23 protein-coding genes and 1 pseudogene are annotated in these 25,366 nt (G+C 50.9%); 23 read left to right on the top strand and 1 reads right to left on the bottom strand.

Annotated features, from left to right (window positions below; all coding sequences use genetic code 11):
• The first annotated feature begins 131 nt into the window (after positions 1 to 131).
• From BN3277_RS19740 to BN3277_RS19640, 23 genes and pseudogenes are all read left to right on the top strand, one after another.
• The gene (locus tag BN3277_RS19740) at positions 132 to 1,100 is read left to right on the top strand and encodes an ABC transporter permease (protein WP_059045678.1); all 969 of its coding nucleotides are present in this window, start codon (positions 132 to 134) and stop codon (positions 1,098 to 1,100) included.
• A gap of 18 nt (positions 1,101 to 1,118) precedes the next feature.
• Positions 1,119 to 2,009 (top strand): carbohydrate ABC transporter permease, encoded by an 891-nt coding sequence (locus BN3277_RS19735; RefSeq protein WP_059045674.1) that lies wholly within the window; start codon positions 1,119 to 1,121, stop codon positions 2,007 to 2,009.
• Positions 2,010 to 2,122: 113 nt separating this feature from the next.
• The gene (locus BN3277_RS19730; RefSeq protein ID WP_059045672.1) at positions 2,123 to 3,811 is read left to right on the top strand and encodes a type 2 periplasmic-binding domain-containing protein; all 1,689 of its coding nucleotides are present in this window, start codon (positions 2,123 to 2,125) and stop codon (positions 3,809 to 3,811) included.
• A gap of 69 nt (positions 3,812 to 3,880) precedes the next feature.
• On the top strand, positions 3,881 to 5,800 hold the full coding sequence (locus tag BN3277_RS19725) for a cache domain-containing sensor histidine kinase (RefSeq protein WP_059045670.1): 1,920 nt from the start codon (positions 3,881 to 3,883) through the stop codon (positions 5,798 to 5,800).
• Positions 5,775 to 7,388 carry a response regulator gene (locus tag BN3277_RS19720; protein ID WP_059045669.1) on the top strand — a complete coding sequence of 538 codons (1,614 nt, stop codon included), beginning with the start codon at positions 5,775 to 5,777 and terminating at the stop codon, positions 7,386 to 7,388. Before BN3277_RS19725 ends, BN3277_RS19720 begins: the two co-directional genes overlap by 26 nt.
• 196 nt (positions 7,389 to 7,584) lie before the next feature.
• A complete protein-coding gene (locus BN3277_RS19715) occupies positions 7,585 to 9,858 on the top strand; it encodes a helix-turn-helix domain-containing protein (RefSeq protein ID WP_059047345.1) in 2,274 nt (757 codons plus the stop codon).
• Positions 9,859 to 10,109: 251 nt separating this feature from the next.
• The gene (locus tag BN3277_RS19710; RefSeq protein WP_059045666.1) at positions 10,110 to 11,072 is read left to right on the top strand and encodes an ABC transporter permease; all 963 of its coding nucleotides are present in this window, start codon (positions 10,110 to 10,112) and stop codon (positions 11,070 to 11,072) included.
• Between the two features lie 15 nt (positions 11,073 to 11,087).
• Entirely contained in the window at positions 11,088 to 11,987 is a 900-nt protein-coding gene (locus BN3277_RS19705; protein WP_059045664.1) for a carbohydrate ABC transporter permease, read from the top strand.
• Between the two features lie 28 nt (positions 11,988 to 12,015).
• Positions 12,016 to 13,656 (top strand): type 2 periplasmic-binding domain-containing protein, encoded by a 1,641-nt coding sequence (locus tag BN3277_RS19700; protein WP_059045663.1) that lies wholly within the window; start codon positions 12,016 to 12,018, stop codon positions 13,654 to 13,656.
• Between the two features lie 25 nt (positions 13,657 to 13,681).
• Complete coding sequence (locus BN3277_RS19695; protein ID WP_059045661.1) at positions 13,682 to 14,716, top strand: glycoside hydrolase family 88/105 protein; 1,035 nt, start codon at positions 13,682 to 13,684, stop codon at positions 14,714 to 14,716.
• A pseudogene (locus BN3277_RS26140) lies at positions 14,716 to 14,784 on the top strand (hypothetical protein); the annotation flags it as partial. The gene BN3277_RS19695 and the pseudogene BN3277_RS26140, both read left to right, overlap by 1 nt.
• Before the next feature lie 94 nt (positions 14,785 to 14,878).
• Complete coding sequence (locus BN3277_RS25605; protein WP_157688739.1) at positions 14,879 to 15,049, top strand: hypothetical protein; 171 nt, start codon at positions 14,879 to 14,881, stop codon at positions 15,047 to 15,049.
• A gap of 167 nt (positions 15,050 to 15,216) precedes the next feature.
• The gene (locus BN3277_RS19690) at positions 15,217 to 15,561 is read left to right on the top strand and encodes a hypothetical protein (protein ID WP_082691533.1); all 345 of its coding nucleotides are present in this window, start codon (positions 15,217 to 15,219) and stop codon (positions 15,559 to 15,561) included.
• Positions 15,542 to 16,033 (top strand): nitroreductase family protein, encoded by a 492-nt coding sequence (locus tag BN3277_RS19685; protein WP_059045659.1) that lies wholly within the window; start codon positions 15,542 to 15,544, stop codon positions 16,031 to 16,033. The genes BN3277_RS19690 and BN3277_RS19685 overlap by 20 nt, the downstream gene beginning before the upstream one ends.
• Positions 16,034 to 16,267: 234 nt before the next feature.
• Complete coding sequence (gene helD, locus BN3277_RS19680) at positions 16,268 to 18,631, top strand: RNA polymerase recycling motor HelD (protein ID WP_059045657.1); 2,364 nt, start codon at positions 16,268 to 16,270, stop codon at positions 18,629 to 18,631.
• Between the two features lie 200 nt (positions 18,632 to 18,831).
• On the top strand, positions 18,832 to 19,842 hold the full coding sequence (locus tag BN3277_RS19675; protein WP_059045654.1) for a GPP34 family phosphoprotein: 1,011 nt from the start codon (positions 18,832 to 18,834) through the stop codon (positions 19,840 to 19,842).
• A 15-nt stretch (positions 19,843 to 19,857) separates the two neighbouring features.
• Positions 19,858 to 20,121 carry a helix-turn-helix domain-containing protein gene (locus BN3277_RS19670; RefSeq protein ID WP_059045653.1) on the top strand — a complete coding sequence of 88 codons (264 nt, stop codon included), beginning with the start codon at positions 19,858 to 19,860 and terminating at the stop codon, positions 20,119 to 20,121.
• 157 nt (positions 20,122 to 20,278) lie between these two features.
• Positions 20,279 to 20,599: a hypothetical protein gene (locus BN3277_RS19665; RefSeq protein WP_059045651.1), complete on the top strand. Its 321-nt coding sequence runs from the start codon at positions 20,279 to 20,281 to the stop codon at positions 20,597 to 20,599.
• 14 nt (positions 20,600 to 20,613) lie between these two features.
• Positions 20,614 to 21,159 (top strand): GNAT family N-acetyltransferase, encoded by a 546-nt coding sequence (locus BN3277_RS19660; RefSeq protein ID WP_059045649.1) that lies wholly within the window; start codon positions 20,614 to 20,616, stop codon positions 21,157 to 21,159.
• Between the two features lie 180 nt (positions 21,160 to 21,339).
• Positions 21,340 to 21,846 carry a GNAT family N-acetyltransferase gene (locus BN3277_RS19655; protein WP_059045648.1) on the top strand — a complete coding sequence of 169 codons (507 nt, stop codon included), beginning with the start codon at positions 21,340 to 21,342 and terminating at the stop codon, positions 21,844 to 21,846.
• Positions 21,847 to 21,954: 108 nt separating this feature from the next.
• Positions 21,955 to 22,710 carry a gluzincin family metallopeptidase gene (locus BN3277_RS19650; protein WP_148501091.1) on the top strand — a complete coding sequence of 252 codons (756 nt, stop codon included), beginning with the start codon at positions 21,955 to 21,957 and terminating at the stop codon, positions 22,708 to 22,710.
• Between the two features lie 56 nt (positions 22,711 to 22,766).
• Complete coding sequence (locus BN3277_RS19645; RefSeq protein ID WP_059045644.1) at positions 22,767 to 23,309, top strand: histidine phosphatase family protein; 543 nt, start codon at positions 22,767 to 22,769, stop codon at positions 23,307 to 23,309.
• A gap of 240 nt (positions 23,310 to 23,549) precedes the next feature.
• A complete protein-coding gene (locus BN3277_RS19640; RefSeq protein ID WP_059045642.1) occupies positions 23,550 to 24,344 on the top strand; it encodes an aminoglycoside phosphotransferase family protein in 795 nt (264 codons plus the stop codon).
• Here the strand turns inward: BN3277_RS19640 and BN3277_RS19635 are convergent.
• Positions 24,307 to 25,341 carry a CobW family GTP-binding protein gene (locus tag BN3277_RS19635; protein WP_059045640.1) on the bottom strand — a complete coding sequence of 345 codons (1,035 nt, stop codon included), beginning with the start codon at positions 25,339 to 25,341 and terminating at the stop codon, positions 24,307 to 24,309. The genes BN3277_RS19640 and BN3277_RS19635 overlap by 38 nt on opposite strands.
• Between the last annotated feature and the right edge of the window lie 25 nt (positions 25,342 to 25,366).

Genomic DNA, 25,366 nt, shown 5'->3' with positions numbered 1-25,366 from the left:
TTTAGCCGAAAAAAGGATACATCGATACGAAATCTGGAGCATTACCCTATGGCCCGATCCCAAGTACAATAGATACAGATAGGTGAAAGTGCTTACAATACTAGACTAGAACAGCTTGGAGGTCAGAGGGGATGGAAATGCAGCCGTCAACGCAACCCGCAGCCATGCAAGAGATAGAAACGCCGCCCTCGTCAAGGCGAAAATGGCTGAAGAAACTGTACACGCAAAGGCATATTCAGATTATGGCTTTGCTCGGCATCGCCTGGATGGTTATTTTCAACTATATTCCGATGTACGGTGTCATCATCGCTTTTAAGGACTACGATATTATTCGAACGATTGCGGAAGCCCCGTGGGCCGGACTTACGCATTTCAAGGAATTTTTGCAAGACGAGAACTTCGTCAACGTTATGAAAAATACGCTCGGGATCAGTTTGCTGAAGTTGCTTACGTTTCCGTTACCAATCGCATTTGCCTTGTTCCTGAATGAAGTTCGCTCTCTTCGTTACAAGAAGGCGATCCAAACGATCTCTTACTTACCTCACTTCCTGTCATGGGTTGTGCTTGGCGGTATATTGGCCACTTGGCTGTCGGACGTAGGCATCATCAATGATATATTCATGGCACTCCATATTATCGATAAACCGATTTCTTTCTTGGCTGAGCCGAAATATTTCTGGACGATCATCATCACTTCGGATATTTGGAAGGAGCTAGGATGGTCCGCGATCATCTATTTGGCGGCGATTACGAGCATTTCTCCCGAAATGTACGAAGCTGCTACGATTGACGGTGCCGGACGATTCCAGCAGATGTGGTACGTTACGCTTCCGTCGATTAAAGCGACCATCAGTATTTTGTTCATCCTGGCGGTTAGCGGTGTGCTGAACTCTAACTTCGACCAGATTTTGGTATTGCGTAACTCCTTGAACGATAGTGCAAGTAATGTTATAGATTACTATGTTTATTACACAGGGATTTCTTCGGGCCGGTACTCGTTCTCCACGGCGATCGGATTGTTCAAGTCCGTCATTGCGCTTATCCTGCTGCTGATTGCCAACCAAGTATCTAAAAAACTCAACGACACTTCGTTGTTTTAGGCCAAGGGGGACCTGCACATGTTTTCATTACGCCGCAGAACCAAAGGTGAAGTCATCTTTGATTCACTAAACAATCTGGGAATGCTACTGATCTGCTTCGTCACCCTGTATCCGATTTGGTACGTGCTGATCAATGCCTTTAACGACGGGAAGGACGCCATGCTTGGGGGCATTTATTGGTGGCCCCGGGTGTTCAGTCTCGAGAATTTTAAGGCGGTATTTGATAATCCGGGTATCATGACCGCGATGGGACTTACGGTTGCAAAGACGGTCATTGGGGTTGTAGCTCACGTATTTTTTACAGCGATGGTCGCGTATGCTTTCTCCCGCAGAGAGCTGATTGGCGGAAAGGTATACATCCTGCTGGGAACAATCACGATGATTTTCTCCGGGGGGCTAATTCCGACCTTCCTGTTGATCCGGGACTTACACTTACTTGATAATTTTATGGTTTACATTATTCCGGTGCTGTTCAGCTTCTTTGATCTCATTATCTTTATGACCTTCTTCCGGGAAATTCCCGATGGACTGGAGGAAGCGGCTCGAATTGACGGAGCGAACGATTGGACGGTTTTCCTGCGCGTTGTGCTTCCGGTTTCGATGCCCGTACTCGCGACGATCGCTTTGTTCCACGGGGTATATCAATGGAACGACTATTTTACCGGAATTATTTATGTCAACAACGAGAACCTGCAGCCGATACAGACATTCCTCTATCGGGTTGTGGCCCAGTCAAGTTCAAATATCATGACGACGGCCGTACAGGGCAGCGCCGTGACCAAAACGGTCACTTCTCAATCGATTAAGCTGGCTACGATGGTCGTGACGACCCTGCCAATCGTATTTGCGTATCCGTTCCTGCAACGTTATTTCGTCAAAGGAATGATGATCGGGTCGATCAAGGGCTAAACCGGCATTATAAGCAACGCCTTACATGCAGTAACTCCTCCGAGCCGCTTTCCGGCGGCTTTGGAGTTGCACATAATAGGATTTACACCAAATGAGAAAAGGGGTAAAAAAGCATGGGCATGAAAAGCAAGTCCAAAAAAATGATGATGCTGCTGATGGCGGCCATCATGGTCCTGTCTCTGGCTGCTTGCGGCGGCGGAAATAACAACGCCACCAAAGAAAGCGCTAACAACAAGGCTGCCAACACCAATACGCAGGAAACTACCGAGCCGGCTGCAACTCCATCGGCTGACGAACCAGGTTGGAAATCTGATACGTCACCCATCACATTCGACTGGTACCTGAATTTTGCCTGGTTCCCGAATAAATGGGGCGTTGACCCGACTTCCCAATATGTCACGAAGAAAACAGGTGTAGACATTAACTTCATCGTTCCGGCCGGCAACGAAAATGAGAAGCTGAACACGCTGATCGCTTCCGGCAAGCTGCCTGATTTCATTACGCTGGGCTGGTATGAAGACGGTGTGAAGAAAATGATCGAAGGCGGACTTGTTGAGCCGTTAAACAAATTGGCTGAACAATATGATCCATACTTCTTCAAAGTTGCCGACCCGGATAAGCTGGGCTGGTATACGCAAGAGGACGGGAACATCTACGGATATCCGAACTCCTCCTCGTCTCCGAAAGACTATGAGCAATACGGCGACACTTATGTATCCAACCAAACGTTTGTCGTACGTAAAGACATTTATGAAGCGATCGGAAGCCCGGACATGCGGACACCGGAAGGCTTCGTGGCTGCTCTGAAAGCGGCTCAAGAGAAATTCCCTGAAATCAACGGCCAACCGCTGATTCCGCTGGGCTTGCATGAGTTTACCGCTACCGGTAATGACTCCTTGGAAGGTTATCTGCAAAACTTCCTGGCGATTCCGAGACAAAAAGACGGTAAGTTGTACAACCGTGAAACTGATCCGGAATATGTAACATGGTTAAAAACGCTGCGCCAAGCCAACCAAGAAGGCTTGCTGGCGAAGGATATCTTTATCGACAAACGCGCTCAAATGGAAGAAAAAATTGCACAAGGTCGTTACTTCGCAATGCTGTACCAACGCACGGACTTTGCTGCCCAATTGGGTACCTTGTATCAACAAGATCCAAACAAGATTTATATCGCAGTGGATGGTCCGGCTAACTCCAAAATGGATCCGCCTACTTTGAACGGTCCTTCGATTTCTGGTTGGACAGTAACCTTGATCTCCAAGGATGTAAAAGACAAAGCTCGTGCAATCAAATTCTTGAGCTACCTGATGAGTGAAGAAGGACAGAAGGACCTTTACCTGGGTGAAAAAGGCGTCAGCTATGACACGATTGATGGGAAAGACCAATTTAAACCAGAAGCCTTTGATCTTATGAATAAAGACCGTGCTGCATTCGATAAGCAATACGGATCTTCCTTCACCTTCTGGATGATGCAAAACACGAACATCACGCAGCAATGGCAGCCTGAATCGGTTGAGCCATACAAACAATTGGAAGACTGGACTCGCGGCAAAACGATCAGTGTCTCCGAATTTGACTTGATTGACCCGCTGGCTAACTCTGACGAAGGTATCATTCTTGGTAAAATTAAAGATTTACGCAGCAAGACGCTTCCGAAATTGCTGATGGCACCGTCCGAAGCCGAATTTGATAAAATCTGGGCGGACTATATCAAGAAGCAAGAAGATCTGGGGCTTGCCAAAGTTCAGGCGTTCCAGCAAACTAAGTATGAAGAGAATAAGAAAAAACTTGGCATGCAATAATTGCTCTGCCCAAAAATGCCCGCGAACCGCGGGCTTTTGGGCGTTTAATGAAAAGGAGTCGATCGGCTTATGAAGAGAAGCAGGCCCTGGGCATCTTGGTGGGATTCATTTAAGTATTGGTTTGGGCGCCGCTCACTTCAGAGCCGTCTGCTCGCTTCTTATATTTTTATCATTTTGGGCCCCTGCGCATTGGTGTCCTTTTATTCGTATGATGCCATCAATAACATGTATGTCCGTGATGCCGAGGACAAGAATACCTCGCTGCTGGAGATGGAAGTCCAGCATATCGAAACGCAAATCGAATCAATGGCGCGGGCAGTAGAAGTAGCCTATGCGGATAATAAAGTGAGGGATTATCTAGCCAACACAACCGAGTTAGGCTCCGATGAGCTGGTTAACTTCAGCAACAATACCTCTAAAAGCTTAACTTGGATTCAATATCTAAACCCGAATGTGGAACATCTTCGCCTGTTCTCCAGTAGTAATATCACCGAGATTTGGCCGATTTTTTTTCGGGAATACCGTGTGGCAGATGAGCCATGGTATCAAAAGGCGAAGGAATTAAAGGGCATGGAATCCTGGTCCTTCTTGTACAATGATCCTGATTTGATGGAAAGATATAAAGGACAGACTCCAGCTACAACGCCCAAGGTTTCCCTGCTGCGGGAAATGAGCATTCCGGCGAACAACCATGTCGGAATGGTTCAGGTGGATATGCTGCTCGAGAAATTCAGTCCAAGAACCTACTCAAAATCTCAAGACAGCGAGTCCCAAATTCTGCTTGTGGATAGTGAAGCGCAGATTTTTACCCGTGAGACCAATTCTTTTCTAGAGGCGAATCCTGGCTTAAGTGAGGTCGTCCAAAAGCGCTTGATGCATTATAAAGAAACGGGAGTTTGGGATATTCATTATAAGGAAAATGGAAAATCATTTCTGCTGCTGCATAAGCCCATTGAGCGGATCAATGCGGATCTGCTAAATATTGTGTCGATGGACGGCGTGCTTCGAGAAATTTCACATATGCGCAATATCTTAATTGGGGCGAACATCGGATTTATTACGCTTGTTACGGTGATTGCTTATATTCTTAATGCGTTTATACTCAAGAATCTCCGGGTGCTAACGGAAGAGATGAAGAAGGTGCGGCGCGGGGAGGCGTACAGCGGCATCACGATCCGCGGCGGAGGCGAGGTTGGTGAACTGGCGCATCATTTCTCCAAGCTGATGAACACGATCAATACGCTGGTGGCTCAGGCCGTATACAAAGAAGCGCTCACGAAGGAAGCGGAATTGCGTACGCTTCATAACCAAATTGACGCTCATTTTCTGTATAATACGTTAGAGAACATTAAAATGCTGGCCGAAATCGAAAATCAACGGCAAATCTCCGACGCCTTAACTTCCCTGGGGGGAATGATGCGGTACAACTTCAAATGGTCCGGGGAATACGTCAAGCTGCGCGATGAAATTCGCCATATTGAAAACTATATTGAAGTGATGAATATTCGATTTGATGAACCGATTGAGTTGCAGTTGGACATTCCTAACGATCTGCTCGATATGGAAATGCTCAAGATGTCGCTACAACCGATAGTGGAGAACGCGGTGAAGCATGCCTGGACCGGGGAAGAAGATCGAGCTCGGAGCATCTCAATCCAGGTTGTTGAATTACCTCAAAGCGATATCCGGATTGTTGTTATGGACAACGGAAGAGGGGTAGACGACGCTTCGCTGCTCGAATTAAACCTGGAATTGGATAAGGTCGGCTTGATGGATAAGGTCCCGGGCAATTTTGCGCCGAAATCGTCGAACCATTACGGGATTGGCCTTCGCAATGTGCAAGAGCGCATTCGGCTTTACTATGGTAAACAATACGGACTGAAGGTTTTCAGCGATCAAGGACAGTACACCCAGGTAGTGTTGGTCATGCCAAAGGTGCTGTTAACAGGGAGGGTTGGCACAGATGATAAAACTATTGATCGTGGATGACGAGAAAAATATTCGGATGGGCCTGAAGACGATGATTGAACGCGAATTCCCGGGCCAATACGAGTTGAGCATGGCAGCTCAAGGGGCGGAAGCCCTTGAGCTGTACCAGACCCAAGGTGCGGACATTATGATTACGGATATCCGCATGCCCGTCATGGATGGGATCGCGTTAATCGAGCAGGTGTCGGAAGGACCTCCGCCGCCCGAGCAGCACAGTCGACCGCAAATCATCATCCTCAGCGGGTACGAGGACTTCAGGTACGCGAAAGCGGCCATTCGTTATCAGGCCGTCGACTATCTGCTGAAGCCGATTCGCCGGGATGAACTCTTCGCGGCGTTGCGCAAGTGCCAGGATAATTTGGCAAAACGCTCCCATATGGCGGAACAATTGGCTGCAACGGAGTCCTACCGGAAACAGGTGCAATCCGTACGTCTGCAGGAGCTGCTGTTGCAACAGGGGCTGACCGGGGAGGACCTTGACGTATGGAGTTCCGAAATCGGTTTCGGTCAGTATGTTGTCCCCTTTTCGATTGCAGCGATCATCTACAAAAATCAGGATGGCAGCCGCATGAAGAAGGAGGATCTGAAGTCGCTTGCGCTGCACATGTTCGAAAGCGTCGACGGCGTGCTCAGCGCTTCCTTGTTGGATTTTGAGGGGCGGATGATCCTGGTTGGGGGCCCGTGCAGCAAGTTCGAGGAACTGTCGCTGCTTGCGGCGGAACGGGAGCTTGACGGGATGCTGATTGGCGTCAGCCAGGAGGGGAACCGGCTGTCGGATCTGCCGTCGTGCTACCAACAGGCATGCGAAGCGCTGAAATATACTTTTATTCATCCGAAGACCCGGCTGATTTGGTATGAGGATAAGCAGATGAAGCGGCTGCTTTATCCGGTACCCCAGGAGGCCATCCGCAAGCTAGGCAATATCCTGGGTACGAATCGCGGGAAGGAAATCGGGCCGCTGCTGCAGGAAATTTTCCACATTGAGGAGCTGCCTCAAATTGATATTTCGTATTTGGAGTCGGTCAGCCGGCATGTGAACGAACAGGTGCTGGATGAAGTGTTCCGTGTTTACGGCGAAGCCTCAGTTGACGTGTTGAAGCTGTACCGCAAAGTGGGGGACATGTCGAACTTCTGCCATTTTCACGACTATTTTCGATCGCTCGAGCAATTGTTATCTGAATTGGACGAATATATCAAGGAAGTTCGTTCCGCGCACAGCGAGCATGGAGATATGAAAGAGGCGGTGGTGTATATCGAGAACCATTACCACCGGCAGTTGAACATGGCGATCGTCAGCAACCACGTCTCGTTGAATTACTCCTATTTCAGCGAAGCCTTTAAGGCGTATACCGGCGAGAGCTTCGTTACCTACCTGAAAAAAGTGAGAATCCGCAAAGCGAAAGAGCTGCTCGGAAAAGGATCCCTAAAGCTAGCGGAAATCGGCACCGCCGTCGGATTCGAGAATACCCGTCATTTCTCCCGCGTCTTCAAAGAGCTGGAGGGCGTCTCTCCGCAGGAGTATCGAGACAAATTAGCGGCCGGCAGCGCCTGGTCTGCAGGAACAAGCCTTCGTCCAGATGGGGAATGACAATCCCGATTGATCAAGCTCGTACCTATGAGGTGCGAGCTTTTTACTTTGGAAGGATGAAATTTCTCATGGATAGAAATAGACCCTGACTTAGTGCTGATGTATAATTTATCCAAGTTGATTTTGAAAGCGCTTTATATCTAACACCCAGAAGTCTGCTGCGGAAAAGCCCATTTCGGAGGGGATGAAAGGGAAAATGAAACGGATTCCGATGATGCTTCAATTGGGAATTATCCTGTTCTGCGTCATGGCGGTTCCTGCGATTATTTTGACGCTGTATAGCGGGACGCAAATTTTGCATTACTCGGAGAAGGCGATTGCGGAATCTTCCTTAGCAGGTCTGGACGCGAACCGAAGACTAAACGAGAACGCCCTGAACAACTTGGCTCAGGATACGGTGCGGTTGACCGCCAGCCGAGTTTTTGACCGAATTCGCCAATTCGAGACCTATAAGGAGCTGCAGGGAAATTACTCGCATGTGAGCCAGGCTCTGATCGTGCTCCGGGAGCTGGTCAATTTGAATCACCGGGTGAACGGGGTGCATTCCTCTTACTTCTATCTAGACGATGCCGATTACGTGATCTCGACTGACAAAGGGATTACGACGCTAGACCGCTATGAGTCGATCGGCTGGATCGATGAGGCGCTGGCCGGGCGCCGAGGGATTAGCGGCGTATGGTTCCCGCGCCGATTGGCTTCCGGAGAAACCGTCATCTCGTATGTGCTGCCGCTGAACCGCTTATCAACTACAACGCGCGGAACCATCGTCATCAATTTGCGGGAGAGCCAAATCGGGACGTACTTACGCTCGACGGAACCCGGCGAACAAGGCTTCTTACTGCTGGATGCGGACGGGACCATCCTTTCGCATAACGACAAGTCGCTGCTGCTCACGGACGGGAGCAAGCAGCCGTATATTCGGGAGATTCTGGAGAGTCCTGCAGGGGAGGGCTACTCGTTCTATGAACTTGGAGGGGAACGATTGTTGTATACGTGGTCCCGTTCCGAGCTGTTTGGTTGGTGGAACGTCAATGTCTATTCCATGGATGCGTTGATGACCAAAACCAAGAAGCTGCAGCATAATATCATTTGGCTGACAGCCGCTGTAATTTTTGCCGGTTCTGTGCTAACGGTGTTTCTGGCGACCTGGCTCTCCAAGCCGGTGCGGAAGCTGGTAAGGAATCTAAGGACGAGCGGCAGCCGAGGAGTGTCGCACAAAAATGAACTGACCTTTCTTGACGCCGTATTTAAACGGATGCAAGAGGAAGAGGAGCAGCTCTACAAGCTGCTGAGGAAACGGGAGCAGGATGCCCGCAGCTTGACGGTTCATCGATTGCTGCGAGGAGATGAGGTACAGTCGGCAGAGACGCTGTTTCCTGAAGCTTTTTACCGTGTTGCCGTCCTTTCGATCGACCGCTACCGGAATTATGCGGACACGACCAATCCGGAAACCCGGAGTTATCATCGGTATCTGATCGTCACGCACAGCGAGACATTATTTCCTCCCGGTATTTTCGCTAAGTGCGTTTATCAAGGGGAGGGGGGCTTCGCCGTTGTGATCAATTTCGGACAGGCGGAAGCGGATCGCGGAGATGAAGGAATCCAAGGGGCATTGGAGACGTTAAGCCGTTACGCGGAGGAAACCCTTCATCACACCGTCACCGTGGGCGTCAGCAACCGGGCGGAGAGTTGCGCCGAGCTGCAGGATCGGGCGGCGGAGGCGATGGAGCTGATTAAGCAGCGGCGGGTTGGCGGCGGAGGCGGGGTCTCCTTCTGGAGGGAGGAAGACGAGCCGGGCAAACCTTACTTGTACCCAGCGGACAGCGAAAGGCGGATTCTGAATTACCTGGAAGCCGGGGATCAGGAAAGCCTATTGGAGGAATTGACGGGGATTCGCCGGGAAATCCAATCGGCCCCGTATATTTCTTACGATAATCTGATGTTTATCTATCACCAGTTGGTTGGCGTTACGATCAAGCAGCTGAGGGAGAATCAAATCAATCCAACGCGAATTTTCGCCGGGCGGGGTAACATCTATTCCGCTATCGCTTCTATGGACACCCTGGATGAGCTGGACACTTACATGCGCGAGTTCTATCGCGATATTCTCCAATACCTTGCGCGAAGGCCGGAGAGCGAAATGGGGCACGGCGAACGGATCATTCGCTATCTGGATGCACATTATTGCGAAGAAATCGTATTTGAGGACATGGCCAAGGAGATTGGCATCAGTTACTCGTATATGCGCAAGATCGTTTACGAGATGACGGGAACCAGCTTGATCGATTACATTAACCTGCGGCGCATTGAGAAAGCGAAAGGCCTGCTGCTGGAAACCGGAATGACAGTCAAACAGATTGCGGCAGAGGTGGGTTACGTTAACGTTCAGAGCTTTAACCGGTTCTTCCGGAAATATGAAGGAATGCCGCCGAGCAGTTATAAAGCCTACAAGCTGCGGAGCTCGGGGTAGGTTGAAAGGAGCTGCTTTCCTGCGGGGGACCGAGGGAAGCAGCTCCATTTTTGCTCCGACCTATCAGATTTGATCATGTGACGATGGCAACCGCACTATCGGCATGGGAACCGATCAAAAGTGATGTGGAGAATCAAAACTCATGATTTACGGGGGAGCGGATGGGGAGGTATGATGTGACACAAACTCGCCATAGCTGAAGCAGCCGCGGTGGAAGCGAGTTAGGCCAGACCCTGGAGGAGGTGAGGTTTGTGAAAGTTGAAAGCGCTTCAAAAACGAAATCGAAACTGCGGGTTGACCCGCCTTTAGGCCGAGGGGCAACGTTCCATTTTCGCCGGGACTGGGAGTTGTATTTGCTGCTGTTAATTCCGCTGTCCTTTGTATTGGTGTTCAAATACGCGCCGATGTCCGGACTCGTGCTGGCCTTTAAGGATTACAAAATCGCCCGGGGATTTTGGGGCAGCGAATGGGTGGGCTTCGAGGTGTTTGCCGAAATCTTCGCCAAACATGACTTCGGCCGTGCCGTCCGAAACACCCTGTTGCTGAATTCGCTTGACCTGGTCTTTAGCTTTACAATCCCCGTCCTGCTTGCCATCCTGCTAAATGAAATCAAAAACGTGAAATTCAAACGGGTCAACCAGACACTGCTGTACCTGCCGCATTTTTTATCCTGGATCATCATCGGAGCGATCGCTTACCAATTATTGAGCGAAAGCAACGGGGTCATCAACAACCTGATCGCCATGCTGGGCGGCACGCGGGTTCCGTTCCTGCAAGAGGATACGAACTGGTTGATCAGTTATCTAGCCATCGGCATCTGGCAAAGCATGGGCTGGGGGACCATCATCTATCTGGCTTCCATGAGCGGCATCAATCCGGAGCTGTACGAGGCGGCGACGGTGGATGGAGCCGGGAGGTGGAGGAAGGTGTGGAACGTCACGCTGCCTTCCATCCGTCCGACCATCGTCACGTTGCTCATCATGAATTTGGGCCGGGTGATGGAAGGCTCATTCGAACGGATTTTTGCCTTGCAAAATAAAGCGACCACCGAATTCACGACTACGATTCCGGTCCTGGTCTATCGCTGGGGGATCGAAAGCGGAAACTTCAGCCGGGCTACGGCGCTTGGGTTGTTCCAATCCGTGATTGGCCTGATGCTCGTCCTGCTGGCCGACCGGGTTGCCAAGAAGCTTGGCGAAGACGGGCTGCTCTAAGAAAGGAGGCGAACCATGAAAGCATCCGTAAATACGCTGGCGCTGCACCGAAAACGCCGCTTTGACGTCTGGGACGTCCTCATCCATCTTACGCTAATCCTCGCCTCGCTTGTGTGTCTGCTGCCGTTTCTTCATGTCGTTGCGAAGTCGTTAAGCGATGATGCGTTTGTCATTGCTAACAAGGTGTTTTTATGGCCGGAAGGTTTTACGTTGGAGGCGTACAGCAAAATTTTTGCCGATGCGAGTATTCTCCGTTCCTTGTACGTATCGGTGGTGGTAACGGTTCTGTTCACAGTACTTGGCATGATCATTACGATCTGCGCAGCTTATCCGCTGTCCCGCAAGCAGTTGAAGGGCCGTACCACGCTGACGTTCCTCTTTATGTTCACCTTGTATTTCACCGGCGGGATCATTCCCGAATATATGCTGATCAGCAATCTCGGCATGCTGGATACGTGGTCGGCATTAATTCTGCCGCCGGCGTTCAGCGCGTTTAATCTGCTGATCATGAAGACGGCGATTTCCAGCAGCATTCCGGTCAGCCTGGAAGAATCGGCGCGGATCGACGGGGCCGGGCATTTCCGCATCCTGTGGAGCATCGTGCTCCCGCTCTCCAAGCCCATTCTGGCGACGTTGTCGCTGTTCTATGCGGTAGGGCGCTGGAACGCTTATCAAGATGCGCTGTTTTACATTAAGCAACGGGTGGATCTCCGTCCGCTGCAGCTCAAATTGTATTATCTGGTCATTCAAGCAAGCGAAAGCTTCCAGTTGGAAGCGACGCAGGTCTCGTTAAGCAATCCCGAGGTGCTGAAGGCCTCGTGCGTTGTTTTCGCCACCCTGCCGATCCTGTGCGTGTATCCTTTTATCCAGAAGTATTTTGTTCAAGGGGTCATGCTGGGGGCTGTTAAGGAGTAGTTCATTATCGATTAGGGGGAAATGAGAAATGGGCAAAAAGTTCACCTGGATTCTGGTTTCCGTAATCATCGTCGGTTTATTGTCGGGCTGCATGGGCGGCAGCGGCAAGAAAGCTAATTCGAACAACGGCTCGGACGAGTCGACACCTACAGCCACGAACAGCGTAGACGGCAAATATGCCGATTACTCGGGCGGATTTCCCGAGAAGGTGACACTGGAGCTTCCGGTTTATGAAAGGGCTTTCGAGGGCTGGAACGTCACCGACAACTACTACACGCGCTGGATTCAACAGCAATTTGGCGATAAGTACAATGTGAACGTAAAGTTTATCCCGATTACTCGCAGCAATGAAGTGACGGACTACGAGCAACTGCTGGCGTCGCACAAAGCGCCGGATATTATTTACCATTATGATATGCCCCAGGCTTTGGCCTACTACGGGGAGGGCGTGATGCAGGAGCTGGATTTGGACGAAATTGCCCATTACGCACCGACGTACTGGAAGACGATGGGCGATACTATCAAGCAATATGGCACGGTTGATAAGAAAAACGTCTTCTTCTTCGGCGAGCGTCCGAGCCTGGACAGCTTCACAACGCTGATTCGTAAGGACTGGGTGGAGAAGGTTGGCATGAAAGTGGAGGATCTGACGTCCCTGGAAAAATACAACGAGCTCTTGGCAAAGTGGAAGGAAGCGGGGTTGGGTACCGGCGGCGAAACGCTGAAAAAGAACAATTACACGTTTAATTACGCGTTCCGCGACTGGCCGATCGACGAGAAATACCGCGCCTTGTATTCCGACCTGGGCGTAGCTGACCTGACAACCGCCGACACTGAGCGTTATCTGCGCAACCTGAACTATCAATATAATAACGGCCTGATCGATAAAGAGTTTTACTTACGCGATGATGAGAACAAAGCCAAAGCGGAATTTGTCGCGGGCAAAACCGGGACCTTCAGCTTCTATCTGTCCAGCAATACCGACGTAATAACCTCCACCTTGAAAAACAATTCAGAAGCGGAATTTGCGGTGCTGGACACCCAAGCCGGCGTACCGGAAGGGCGGAAGCCGCAGGGCCGTGCTTACTGGCCGTTTGGCATGATCATGGGCATCAACTATGAATCGACTGAGATGGAACGCGCTGCCGTTTGGATGTACCTGGAATGGATGAGTCAGCCGGAGAACCTGTTCTTCCTGCAAAACGGTGTCGAAGGTGAAAACTATACGCTGGATGCCGATGGCATCGCCGTAAAAAATCCGGATTTTAAAGGCGATTCGGTGCTCTCCCAAAACAACAACAAAGACTACTGGTGCCTCGTGGTTGAAACCGTAAAATACGATGATCCGAAGCAAATGCGGGAAGCTTATCTGCGCAGCATGTCGCCGCCGGGATACGAAAATTTGGCGAAGGACTCCTTGGCATTCTATGACAAGTATGCGGAATTCCGTACGCCGGATGCCTTGTACAGCGTGGTGCTTGAGAAGGTGAATGAATACAAGGCCGATTTGAATTCGCTGTATCAGGAGCTATATGTCAAGATTGCAATTGCGCCGGAAAACGAGTTTGACGCCACGTATGAGGCGGCCAAGAAAACTTATCTTGATGCGGGGTATCAGGAAATTCTAGATGAGAAGCAGGCGGCGATCGATGCCGGAAACTACAAATAAAGTCAAGGGTGAGGAGGACGGAGAGATGTTGAAGCTGAAAACAACCCCTTCCGAGCTCAAGCCAGTCATGCAACGCGTTGTGGAGTACACCTTCGGAATGGATCTGACCTGGGATTGGCCGTGCGGCGTAGCTTATTATGGAATCAGCCGAGCGTTTGAAGCGACCGGAGAGTCGGCTTACGTGGAGCGGATGATTCAATGGTGCGACGAGTACCTCGAGGCGGGACTCCCGGTCTGGACGGTAAACGCCTGCGCGATGGGACATATGCTGCTAACGCTGTATGAACAAACGAAGGAGCAAAAGTATCTCGACCTGATCCTCAGCAAAATCGATTACCTGCTGAATCAAGCTCCGCGATTCGGGGACCGGGTGCTCCAGCATACGGTGTCGGCGGGGAATGATTTTCCCGAGCAATGCTGGGCGGATACGTTGTTTATGGCGGCGTACTTTATGCTCCGCACGGGGATCATGCTGGGCGAGAAGCCTTTGATAGACGATGCGCTCCATCAGTTCTTCGGGCATATCCATTATTTGCAAAGCGAGGACACCGGCCTGTGGTACCACGGGTACAATCACCTTAATCAGGATCATATGTCCGGCATCTACTGGGGGCGGGCTAACGCTTGGGCGGCTTACACGATGTCGCGGGCGGCTAAGATCTTGCCGGAAGCTTATCTGTATCCGCCGATGATGCATATTTGGAGCTCCTTGCGCGATCAGTTGGCTGCGCTGAAGAAGCTGCAGCATGAGGACGGCTTATGGGGCACCGTGCTCGATTACCCGGACGCTTACGGCGAGGTGTCCGCCACGGCGGGGATCTCGGCGGCGATGCTCACCCAAGGTAACCCGCTGCACGCCAAATATGTGCAGAAGGCGCTGGACGGGGTGCTAAGCAACATCACGGAGCAAGGCCGCGTCTTGAACGTATCGGGCGGGACGGCCGTGATGAAGGATATCGAGGGTTATCTTCAGGTGGACCGAAAATGGGCGCAGGGCTGGGGGCAAGGGCTGACGCTGGCGTTGCTGGCCGCCGTGATCGAGAACGGACAACAAGCATAAGATCCGATGATTCAAGTTTCGTGAATGGTACGACGATTACCGCAGATGCCGGCTGGACGGCTTATTAAGCCAAAGCTTGATATGTTGTATAAAAGATCGGCTGGAACCGCACCCTAACGCCTAGGTAAGCATTTCGTAGATAAAGGAGAGTGCAACTAGGCGATGGCGAAAGAATCAAAGCAAGCGGCGGGTTCTCGGGGGGATGCCTCGAAAACCAAGCGGCCGGCTCAATCCAAACCGGCTCAGGATACGGAGTTTGCTGAAGAGCTGACGAAAAGCGATATCCAATCGGCGTTTCAGAACCCGGTTACCGGTGAGGAACGGTTGTATTAACGCTTGAAGTGAAGTGTTGGAAGAAGATCAAGACAGACCTCTCACGGCAGAGGCTGTCTTTTTTTGTGTATCGATTGGATAAACTTGACAACGAACCGCTTTTTGTATACATTTGTATACAAGATGCAAATCGTATACATATGTATACAAATAGGAGGGATCCAGGAATGCGAGAAGGCAGACATGAATCCTATCGAGGGCATTACGACTCAGAAGCTCTCGCGTCTAAGGACCGGCGAGGTCATGGCCGGGGAGGTCAACGCTCGACCAAGGATGGGGGCGAGCCGCGAACCCAAAGTGCACAGACGTTTCGGCGCGGGCGGGCGATCGCTTTTTTGGAGCGGCTTGAGGTTAAGCGCCAAGTGCTTCGGCAACAGCTGAATCAACCGGAATACGATGCGATCAAGCCGGTGATTAGCGGCGAATTAAAGGCGGTCGACGAAATTATTCAAGAATTTATCCATTTGTTCGAGTTAAGGGAGGCACTAACGGATGAGCAAGAGTACGATTGATTTAATTAGAAGCCGGAGAAATATTAAGGCGTTTAAGCCGGACCCGGTCGATGAAACTGCATTGATGAGCTGGCTGGAGGCGGCAAGCTTTGCCCCGAACCACCGCTGCAACGAGCCGTGGGAGCTGCTCCGCATCGGCCCGGAATCGCGGGCGAAGCTAAAGCACAAGAGCGACTTCTGGGGGGCTCCCGTCGTTCTCGGGCTGTTGTCCAAACCGGGAGCAACCGTCATTGAACGGGATGAGAACGTGATGGCGGCCGCTTGCTTCGCGCAAAATTTCCTGCTGGCCGCGCATGAAGCGGGCGTAGGCACGTTCTGGTCGTCCATCGGTGGCTTGCCGCACAACCGTGAGCTGCTTGGCGTAGAGGAAGGGTATGAGGTGATTGGGGTTTTTGGCATCGGCTACCCAGTTGAGGTGCCGGCTGCGAGACCAAGAACGCCGATCGCAGAGAAGATCAAAACATTGCCTTAATCCGGTGGATGGCAAGGTCAGCTTAAATCGGATTGGATAAAACAAGCCGCGTTTCTTCCCTTAGAGGGGAGGGCGCGGCTTTTTACACTTCGTATTGATAAACGCCAAAAAGCATGCTATATTGGAATAGCATGCGTCGAGATTTAAAGTAACAGTGCGTACCTATCCTAATTTTATTGTAGCGAAAAAATCAACTCGCGTCAACCCCCAAATTTGCAAAAAGGAGTGCGTATGATGGATAAAGAGCTGAAGCGGGAACAGGAACGGTTGGATCATGTGATGGAGATCCTCGCGGAGAGCATCGGCGAACTGGAGGAGGATACCTCGCGCCGCAGAAATGAGGTGGTCGAGTTCCGTAAGCATTTTTGGGAAGATGTTACGGTGAATTTGGATAACTTTGACGACTTTCTGGAAACGGTCATCAGTCTGCGGCAGCAGGCCGAGGTCTTGTCGTTAAGCCAAAGCAGCCACCGTCAAGCCTCCAAACGCCGGGCAGCGCTGCTGCGAATGCAGGAGAACCCCTACTTCGGGCGAATCGATTTCGCCGAGGAAGGCGAGCCGGAGACCGAACGGGTTTACATCGGCGTCTCGTCTTTGGTGGATCCCAGCGGGGAGAAGTTTCTGATCTACGATTGGCGGGCTCCCATCTCCAGCGTGTATTACGATTACGCGCCGGGGCCAGCCGAGTATGTGACGCCCGGCGGGACGATTCGCGGGGAGCTGGAGCGGAAATGGCAATATCTCATCCGGCACGGTCGGATCGACTCGATGTTTGATACCTCGCTGACGATTGGGGACGAGGTGCTGCAGCAGGTGTTAGGTCATACCGCCAATGCGCAGATGCGCAGCATCGTAGCTACGATCCAGCAGGAGCAGAACCGGATCATCCGCCATGATCAAGGTCGTCTGCTGATTGTGCAAGGCGCCGCCGGCAGCGGGAAAACGTCCGCGGCTTTGCAGCGGATCGCTTATTTGCTGTACAAATACCGCGAACGGATGACGGCCGATCAGATCGTGTTATTTTCGCCAAACGCGATGTTTCAGACTTATGTGTCCGGCGTGCTTCCCGAGCTTGGCGAGGAAAATATGCAGCAGGTGACGTTCCAGGAATACCTCGACCACCGGCTTAGCGGCTTCTTTGAGGTTGAGGATCCTTACGCGCAGTTGGAATACGTGCTGACGGCGCAGGAGGATCCGGATTATCAAACGCGTATGGCCGCGATCCGGTTGAAGGCTTCGGCGTCATTTTTCGAAGCGATACAGGCTTATCGGTCGTCTTTGGAACAAGGCGGCATGCGGTTCCGGCCCATCCAATTTCGCGGAGACACGTTGGTTTCGGCGGAAGAGATGGCAGCGCAGTTTTACAGCGGGGAGGACTCACCACGTATGTCCGGTCGGATCGAACGATTAACGACCTGGCTGAATGAACGAATCGGCGAGATCGAGAAGCAGGAGCGCCGTAAGCCCTGGGTGCAGGATGCCATCGAGTTGCTTAGCAACGAGCAATACGAACGGGCTTGTGAACGGATTCGGCAAAAATACGGCTTAACCGAGGATTCCGACGAGGAGATCGAAGGTGAACGCTTGGTGAGGGAGCTGGCACGCATGGTCGTGCGCAAGAAGCTAAAGCCGATCCGCGAACAGATCCGTGAGCTGCGTTTTATCGATCTGGCTGGGGTGTATAAACAGCTTTTTGAGGCTCCGGTTCATATCGGTTCCTGGATGGAATCGGAGGCTCCGGAGGTGAGGGAAGCCTGGGGGGAGATTTGCCGGATCACAGTTCAGAACCTCGATGTGGGTAAGTTGTTTTATGAGGATGCGACGCCGTTTCTGCTGCTGCATGAGCTGATTTTGGGGTTCCAGGCGAACATATCGATCCGCCATGTCCTAATCGATGAGGCGCAGGATTATTCTCCGCTTCAATTCGAATTTTTGAAAAGGCTGTTTCCTGCCGCAAAGCTGACGGTGCTCGGCGATTTCCATCAGGCGATCTTCGCGCACGCCGCTGGCACGGCGGATTTCCAGGGATTGCAACGCCTCTATGGACCGGAGCAAACAGAGACGATCCAATTGCGGCGCAGCTATCGGTCGACTCGACCGATCGTCGAGTTTACGCGGAGCCTGATCCCCGGCGGTGAACAGATCGAACCTTTCGAGCGGGACGGAGAAACCCCGGTGTTGACGCAGGTGGCTGACCCGGCTGAATTACACCGGCGTATTGAGGCCAAGGTCGCGGAATTCAAAGTACAGGGAGCAGCTACGATCGCCATCATATGCCGGTCCGCCGCGGAAAGCACGGCTGCTTATGTTGCTTTGAACGGAGGACCCCTCGGTGAGTTGAAGCTGGTCACCCGCGATTCGATCGAATACAAGCAAGGTGTGGTGGTCATCCCGGCTTATTTGGCCAAAGGCATCGAGTTCGATGCGGTGATCCTTTACGATGCTTCGGCACGGTCTTATGGGGAGGAGGGCGTGCGGCGGTTGTTCTATACCGCGTGTACCCGGGCGATGCACCATTTGCAGCTGTTTAGCGTTGGGACGGCGAGTCCGTTTATGGGGGCGGCGATCACCCAAGGACTAGTGAAGGTTGAGGAATAGGAGGGCGAAGTGAAGTTGTGTATGGGGTGTGAAACCAATTGACAAATCGTTCCAATGGGAGTATATTGTAAATAGTAAGTGATAAGTAGTAAGTAGTAAGTAGTAAGTAGTAAGTGATAAGCGATATGTGAAGTTGGAACATGAGACGGATGTAAGAGTTGGCGGATCACACAATTCCAGAACGATAGGGGAGTTTGGCGATGGCAGAGTTGAAGGAGCTTACCTTAGCCCAGCGTTTCTCGATGATTGCGCTGAACGCGCAGCGAAGCAATATGATGACTACCGTTAAGAAAATCTCGCTCCGTACGATAGCGGCAGCGGTCATCCTGGAGGTATACCTGGAGGATGGGTTAACCGCTGGGGCGAAAGGCCACATCGAAGGTGCGGTGGTGCCGGGGAAGGAGATTTCAACTGGAGATTTGGCTTACCGGGAGTTGATTTTGAAAGCAGTCGGATCGAAAGCGCGCGACCGTCAACCTAAGCTGCCGTGGTGGTTAAAGAAGGCTTCCTCGCTGCCTAAGCGGACCCTGGCCCGTTTCGAACTCGTCATGGCGAAGGGCCTTGCCGATCTGGGAAGGATGGAGGAGATCCCGAATTTGCTCGGGTGCGATATGTTTTATGAGTCGGCAGGCGTGTCGATCAAGGAGTACCGCTGTCCGATCGATGAATATACGAGGATTACGGAAGGGTTCCGGGCGGAGATCCTGGAGGAGGGACCGGTCAGCGATGATGCGGTTTGCCTATTATGGCTGCTGCGGGAAAGCGGCTGCTTGCCGGATCTCTTTTCGCGGAATGAACTGGACCTTGTGGCGACGAGAATAGGGGAGTTGGATACAAGCCATTCGTTGGCCCATATGATCTTTCCGATTCAAATCTACCGGGGATGGGAAATCGCGGTAAAGGATGCCCTGCGGATAAAGAGATCGTTTATTCGCTCGACGGTTGGCACCGGCATGTTGTTCTTGTTCCCGTTGTTGGACCGTTCGCAGGCGGTTTTTATCGAGACGGAGGCGTGGTTCTCTAACTCCAAGCAACGGCTGGAGGCCGTCAAGAATCGGCTTGAAGCGCAAGGCCACGTGTTTACGGTGCTGAAGGAGGGGGAGATCCCCACGATCAAAATTGACAATCTGGTTTATGAAGTGGTTCCGCATTATGTAACGGTGCGCGTACCGATCCAAGGGGTACGGCTGCTTCCGAAACGCCCGATCTAAAGGAGTCCTGCCCCCATGTCCAGACAACGATCCATGGAAGCCATTGAAGCTTCGGAGTTCGTCACGATTGGCGAATTGGCGCGGTTGACGGCAACCCGCTACAGCACCCTGAAGTTCTACACGGAGGAAGGGATGCTGCCGTTCGAGCAAGCCGAGGAGAATTTGACGCGCCGGTACCGGCGGGTAGAGACGGTGGAGCGGATCTTGCGGATCAAGCAACTTCGCTCCGAGGGGATGTCCGTCCCTGAGATCAAGGCGAAGCTGATGGAGGAATCCTAAACGCATGAGATGAACGGACCCTGCGATAGCGGGGTTCTCTTTTTTATAAAGGAATCGTCGCTATCGCCTTCACCGGATCGGTTGTATAATTATGGAAGGGTCCAGCTTTCATACGGAATCCCAGGAGCCCTACCATCAGCAAGGGAGGTGCTGCGGAATGAAACGCGGTCATCAGGTGTATAAAGGTTGGTTATGGATGGCGGGATATTTCCTACTGTTGATCTTAGCAAGCAACCACAGTCACGGATATTCCTTTCTTGACTCTTTCCTAGACGACATTGGAATAGGGAGTTGGTCGAAGGAAGCGAAGACAGGGTGGCATATCACCTCTTTGATTTCGATTCCTCTTTTATTGCTCTGTTTGTACCAAACGGTCCGTGGGCTGAAGGAGAGGTATCCAAGAATCCTGATGATCATGATTATTGCCACGTTCATCTGTTCTTTTGTGTATCCGAAGTTCACGGAAGGAATCTTTTAGTAGGGGGGATTTGCATGCGGAGAAGCGTAGATGAGAAGCTGCGGATTGAATTATTTAACCCCAGCCATTCCGATGATTTGTTTAAGCTTATTCAAGCGAACCGGGATCATTTTGGCGAGTGGCTTGAATTCCCTTATCATACCCATACCGTGAACGATGCCAGTGCGTTCATAGCCGGAACGATTCAGAAGCAGGCTGCCGGGAATGGCGGTTGGTGCGGTATCTGGCTAGAGGATCAATTAGTTGGGGCAATTGGTTTCGTACATATCAACCGGATGGATCAAACCACCGAAATCGGGTATTACCTCGCGCAGGAATATGAAGGGCAAGGAATCATCAGCCGATGCTGCCGTGAAATCATTAAGTATGTATTTGAGGAGCTGGGGCTCCATCGAATCGAGATTCGAGTTCACCCTGACAATACAAGAAGCCGAAACATCCCGGAAAGGCTCGGATTTGTTCAGGAAGGCATCTTGCGTCAAGCGGAAAGGTTCGTCGATCGTTACATGGATAAAGTGATTTATGGGCTTTTAAAAGAGGAGTGGAATCCAGGTCTATGAGGATCAGAGCGGAAGAACCAAGTGATGTCCAAGCGATCTTTACACTTCACTTCCATGCTTTCGGGGAGCGGGAGGAGGAGTCAAAGTTAGTCGAGCGGATCCGGACTTATCAAGGGGAACTCCAATATCCGAAGGCCTTTTTTGATAATTGAACAAGATGAAGGAAGTGCAGTTAGCGGAATGAATGATTTTGAGCGCGTTTATGAGATGATGTCAGCTTCTTTTCCGGAGAACGAATATCGAACCCCATCCGGACAAAAGGAGCTGCTGCAGCACCCCGAATATCGGCTGATGACCGAGTCCGATGAGCAGGGGCAGATGATCGCCTTTTTGGCGGCATGGGAATTTCCGCTGTTTCGCTTTATTGAGCATCTGGCCGTAGATCCCTCTGTGCGAGGTGGGGGAATTGGGAAACGGCTGATGAACAAGTATTTAAGTGAGTCGAAGAAATTGACTATACTCGAGGTGGAACTGCCGGAAGACACGCTCTCTTGTCGCCGAATCCGGTTTTATGAGCGCCTTGGATTCCGTCTTAATGATTATGACTATGTTCAGCCACCGTTACGGGTTGGAGAAGAGGATCTACCGCTGAAAATCATGAGCTATCCGAAGTCGCTCGCAGAGAACGAGTTCTTGGCGTGCAAGGCGCTTCTATACGATAAGGTGTACCGCATACCTAAAATCTAGGGAGTAGAGCCAATCCCAACAGACGACCCGGCCGAAGATAAAAGCGATCCAGGGCTGGGTTCTTGGGCAAGTGGAGTTATTACATACACAAGAGAGTGGGGAAAGCAATTGAAGCATGCTTTTGCAGCATGGAGTATATTCACGTTACTGCTATTAGGTTCTTGTTCTGGCACCAACCAAGGCAATGGAGCAAATGAAGATGAACTCTTACTCATTCAAGAAACCCAACATGGAAAATTCTATTCTCCAAGTCAAGAGGATGATGTTCAACAAGTTGTTGAAGAGTTATCTCTACATTATGAGTCCCATTATGAACGGTTAACCCGCATGTTCCACTTCAGTCCCTCTGAGAAAACGAAGATTCATGTATATACCGACAAGGCGCAATTTTATGAATCCATAGGCCGTCAAACGGAAGGGACGTATGATGCCAAGGATCAAACGATTAAGGTGTTTACCCCGTCACAAATCCGATTTGTCCCTTCTTTACATTCAGACTATATGGATCAATTAGTTCACGAATTTGTTCATGCGATCATCCAACAAATAAATCCGGTGGTTGGACAGATGAAATGGCTGGATGAAGGCACGGCTTATTACGCTGCTTTGCAGCTTGAGGCAGATTTGGATAAAACACATCAATTCCGCGAGATTCCAACATTTGAACAGCTTCAAAGTGCCACCTTTTTTGATGATTACGGAAGTTCAGCCTATTTCTATAGTGGATTAATTGTCCAATTTATTGTTGATGAATATGGACTGGATTCGTTAAATGAACTCATTAGAGATCCTTACGCCTTGGAGACGATCCTGAACACTTCCATGGAGCAGTTATATAAGCAATGGAAGGCAGGGAGAGGGTAACATGAACCGGGAGAAGGTATTTTCCTTACCAATCCTAACTTAGGGAGGGGACATCCTTGAAGCGGATTTACTTAATTAGACATTGTAAGGCGAGTGGTCAAGAAGCCTCGGCGGAGTTAACGCAAGAAGGAGTAACTCAGGCGGGGCAGTTGGCGGATTTTTTAGAGGACAAATTCATAGATTGGATAGTTTGCAGCCCCTATCAAAGAGCGATCTCAACGATTCAACCACTAGCACAACGGTTAGGTTTGCCAATACATAGAGATAATCGTCTTCGTGAGAGAATTCTGTCGTCCGAGGGGATGCCAGATTGGATGGATAAACTAAGGAAGTCGTTTGATGATCTCGATATGAAGCTGCCGGGTGGGGAATCCTCATGGGAGGCAATGACTCGGGGAATCTCAGTTATGGAAGACTTGGTTCAACGACCGGAAATGAATCTCGTTGTGGTGACTCACGGGAATCTCATGTCCTTGATTTTGAAACATTATGACTCTTCATTTGGGTACGAGGCGTGGAGCCGGCTTACGAATCCAGATGTGTATGAGCTAGGGGTTACCGGGGATAAGGTAATGGATGTAAAGCGTCTTTGGGAGTAGTTTGGTCGAAAAACCGAATACATTTTGGCGATTTCGTCGGTTTTATCGCAATGTATATGAAATTTCATATAGATTTGCGCACTTTCAAGGGTTTTGGCCTAAATCTATATGAAAAACCGAATACATTTCGGATTTTTCGTCGCCAGCGCCCAAATTATATATGAAATTTCGAATACAATTCCGATAGTACATAAAGAAACCATGAAACCGAAGTAGGGCCATCGACGGGAGGTGTACATCATGTCCGAACACGAAGAAATGTTAAACGGCGGTAATATCAATCAGGTCGTAAAAGTAGGGGGGACCGTGCGAAGAAAGGCAGATCCCAACCCTTATGTGTATGATTTGCTGAAACACCTTGAAGCCCAAGGGTTTGCTCACTCTCCGAGATTTTTGGGGCGAGATGAGCAGGGGAGAGAAATCCTGACTTATCTGGAAGGTGATGTGCCGGGGAACAACTACCCCGAAATTGAACCCTATATGTGGTCGGACCATGTGCTAACCCAGTTAGCGAAGCTTTTGAGAAGTTATCATGATGCCACAACAGGTTTTGTAACCCCCCATGAATCGGTCAACCGATACCCAGATGAAACGCGAAATGAAGTCGTCTGTCATAATGACGCGGCCTTGTACAATATCGTGTTTAACGATCAACAGCCTGTGGGAATGATCGATTTCGACATGGCCGGACCCGGTCCGCGGTTGTGGGATATCGCCTACACCCTGTATACCTCGGTTCCCCTCGCTGGATTTGCCCCAGGGGATAAGGACCGCGAGGTGGTTCCTTATGACCGGGAACTTCATGCGACTTTGCGAAAAAGAAGGATCGAACTCTTCTTCCAATCCTACGGGATCGATATACCAAGCGACTTCAAGGAATGGGTGATCTCCCGAATCCAAGCCATGTGCAGCACTTTATCCGAACGTGCCGCTGCCGGAGACCCGGCTTTTATCAAGCTGGTTGAGGAAGGGCACCTGGCTCACTACGAGAAGGAAGTCAGATTTCTTGAGGAGCATTTTGAGGATTGGGGTTGATAGAAGTCTGCCATTCCTCCAGCAACGCGGTCTCGTCCATTTCGTATCCGATGATCACCAGATAATGAGGGCCCGTGTAACCTGAGCGTTCCCGCTGAATCCGTCGTCCGGCGTATTGAATCAAGGTTGCCTCGGGGGAGTCATCCAAAGATACATACCCTTTGGCGCGCAGTATCCGGCTCCCTTGGCTTCTAAGCAGCTTCTCCAGCTGATACAGCGATAAAGGGACCTGTGCGGAAAGGGGCACGACAATACTTTGAATACGGGAAAAAGAAGCCTGCTCACGCTCCTCGTGCAAGCCGGCACCGCCGGCTGGAGCGAGGGGATACCCTGTGGATACCACCTTCAACATTTTGGATCTCTGCGCTTGCTGATGCAGCGGATCCAATCCCCGAATGACCCCTTCCAGATCAAATTTGGCGTGAACCGAAGGATGGAGCACGGCACGCTCGTTATGCTTTTGGATCATGCGGTTAACTTTCGTCAATTGGACTGGCGATACAAGATCGGTTTTATTGATGACGATCACATCCGCCACTTCCAGCTGGCGACGGAGTGTACGCACGAGTTGGCGATCGGAGGAAAAGATGCTGTTGTACTCCAGCGCATGCTCGGCATCCAGCACGGTCACGATCTTATGTAAACGCAATTTGTTCAGGAGCTCCGGCTCGGCCATGGCATCCACGACCTCCTCAGGATTGGCGACTCCGGTTAATTCGACGACAATGACGTCGGGGGCAAGCGCCAATAGGCTTTGGAGTGCGCCGGAAATTTCGCTTTTTTTGCTGCAGCAGATGCAGCCGTCGAACAGCTTCTCCAAGGGGAAGTCGGGGGTGGATTCGGATAAAATCCGGCCGTCCACATCGGCCTTGCCCAGCTCATTCATCAGGACCGCCGGTTTCAGCTCACGGGCATGCAGTTCCTTCATCAGCTCAAGCAGCAGCGTCGTTTTGCCACTGCCTAAAAAACCACTAAGCAGGATCACGGGGGTACGCATTCGAAGCATCTCCTTCTTCAAACCA

The organism is Paenibacillus rubinfantis, from assembly GCF_001486505.1.
Taxonomy (GTDB): Bacteria; Bacillota; Bacilli; order Paenibacillales; family Paenibacillaceae; genus Fontibacillus; species Fontibacillus rubinfantis.
This window is presented reverse-complemented; position numbering and strand designations above follow the sequence as displayed.